This window comes from Serpentinicella alkaliphila, assembly GCF_018141405.1.
Lineage (GTDB): Bacteria > Bacillota > Clostridia > Peptostreptococcales > Natronincolaceae > Serpentinicella > Serpentinicella alkaliphila.
Window position 1 is genome coordinate 7,501 of the sequence record NZ_CP058648.1, and the last position, 2,500, is coordinate 10,000.

General features: G+C 51.1%; 1 rRNA gene (cut by a window edge). It reads right to left on the reverse strand.

Annotated features, from left to right (window positions below):
- Positions 1-20 precede the first annotated feature (20 nt).
- A 23S ribosomal RNA gene (locus HZR23_RS00140) occupies positions 21-2,500 on the reverse strand (it continues 449 nt past the right edge of the window).

A 2,500-nucleotide genomic window follows, 5' to 3' on the forward strand; every position in this document is an offset into this window, starting at 1 on the left:
TTTTAAAGCTTTCATCTTTTTTGGTCAAGCCCTCGACCTATTAGTATCGGTCAGCTTAATGCATTACTGCACTTACACCTCCGACCTATCTACCAGATAGTCTCTCTGGGGTCTTACCCCTTTCGGGTGGGAAATCTTATCTTGAGGGGGGCTTCGTGCTTAGATGCCTTCAGCACTTATCCCTTCCGTACTTAGCTACCCAGCTGTGCTCCTGGCGGAACAACTGGTGCACCGGCCGGTACATCCATCCCGGTCCTCTCGTACTAAGGATGCTCCTCTCAAATTTCCTGCGCCCGCGACGGATAGGGACCGAACTGTCTCACGACGTTCTGAACCCAGCTCGCGTACCACTTTAATGGGCGAACAGCCCAACCCTTGGGACCTACTTCAGCCCCAGGATGTGATGAGCCGACATCGAGGTGCCAAACCTCCCCGTCGATGTGGACTCTTGGGGGAGATAAGCCTGTTATCCCCGGGGTAGCTTTTATCCGTTGAGCGATGGCCCTTCCACTCGGTACCACCGGATCACTAAGTCCGACTTTCGTCCTTGCTCGACCTGTTTGTCTCGCAATCAAGCTCCCTTCTGCCTTTACACTCTTCGCACGATTTCCGACCGTGCTGAGGGAACCTTTGAGCGCCTCCGTTACTCTTTAGGAGGCGACCGCCCCAGTCAAACTGCCCACCTGACAGTGTCCCAAAACCAGATCATGGCTCATGGTTAGAACTTCAATAATACAAGAGTGGTATCCCAACGTCGACTCCTCCAAGACTGGCGTCCTAGTATCTTAGTCTCCCACCTATTCTGTACATGTAGTATCAAAATCCAATGTCAAGTTGCAGTAAAGCTCCACGGGGTCTTTCCGTCCTGTCGCGGGTAACCAGCATCTTCACTGGTATTACAATTTCACCGGGTGCATTGTTGAGACAGCGTCCAAATCGTTACGCCTTTCGTGCGGGTCGGAACTTACCCGACAAGGAATTTCGCTACCTTAGGACCGTTATAGTTACGGCCGCCGTTTACTGGGGCTTAAGTTCTGTGCTTCGAGCTTAACCCTAACACTTCCCCTTAACCTTCCAAAGACCGGGCAGGCGTCGGCCCCTATACGTCGTCTTTCGACTTAGCAGAGACCTATGTTTTTGCTAAACAGTCGCTTGGACCTATTCTCTGCGGCCGGGTTATGCTTACGGCGCGAAGCCTTCACACATCCCAGACCCCTTCTCCCGAAGTTACGGGGTCATTTTGCCGAGTTCCTTAACAATGCTTCTCCCGTTCGTCTTAGGATTCTCTCCTCGCCTACCTGTGTCGGTTTGCGGTACGGGCACCTTAAATCTCGATAGAGGCTTTTCTCGACAGTTTGGATTCAGTCACTTCGCTACTTATTTTTCGCTCCCCATCACATCTCGGGATCTATGAAAAAGCGGATTTGCCTGCCTTTTCTCCCTACCTGCTTAGACGCACTCAACCAACGGTGCGCTTGACCTATCCTCCTGTGTCCCCCCTTCTCTCAAACGATTCTTGGTGGTACAGGAATTTCAACCTGTTGTCCATCACCTACGCCACTTGGCCTCGGCTTAGGTCCCGACTTACCCTGAGCGGACGAACCTTCCTCAGGAAACCTTAGGCTTTCGACGGGCAGGATTCTCACCTGCCTCTCGCTACTCATGCCAACATTCTCACTTCTATGCAGTCCACTACTCCTTCCGGTATAGCTTCTACCCACATAGAACGCTCGCCTACCATGTATTTCTACATCCATAGCTTCGGTGATACGTTTGAGCCCCGGACATTTTCGGCGCAGGATCACTCGACCAGTGAGCTATTACGCACTCTTTAAATGTATGGTCGCTTCTAAGCCAACATCCTGGTTGTCTATGCAATCCCACATCCTTTTCCACTTAACGTATACTTTGGGACCTTAGCTGATGGTCTGGGCTCTTTCCCTCTTGACCACGGATCTTATCACTCGTAGTCTGACTCCCGATCTTAAGTTTACGGCATTCGGAGTTTGATAGACTTTGGTAACCGGTGAAGGCCTAGGTCATTCAGTGCTCTACCTCCGTAACTCATTTAATCGAGGCTAGCCCTAAAGCTATTTCGGCGAGAACCAGCTATCTCCGAGCTCGATTGGAATTTCACCTCTACCCACAGGTCATCCAGTGACTTTTCAACGTCAATTGGTTCGGACCTCCACGAAATTTTACTTCCGCTTCATCCTGCCCATGGGTAGGTCGCTCGGTTTCGGGTCTATGACATGCAACTTTCGCCCTATTAAGACTCGCTTTCGCTTCGGCTCCGGACCTTTAGTCCTTAACCTTGCTACATATCATAACTCGTTGGCCCGTTCTACAAAAAGTACGCGGTCACACTTTAACGTGCTCCCACGACTTGTAAGCAAAGGGTTTCAGGTTCTATTTCACTCCCCTCCCGGGGTTCTTTTCACCTTTCCCTCACGGTACTATGCGCTATCGGTCACCAGGTAGTATTTAGCCTTGGGGGGTG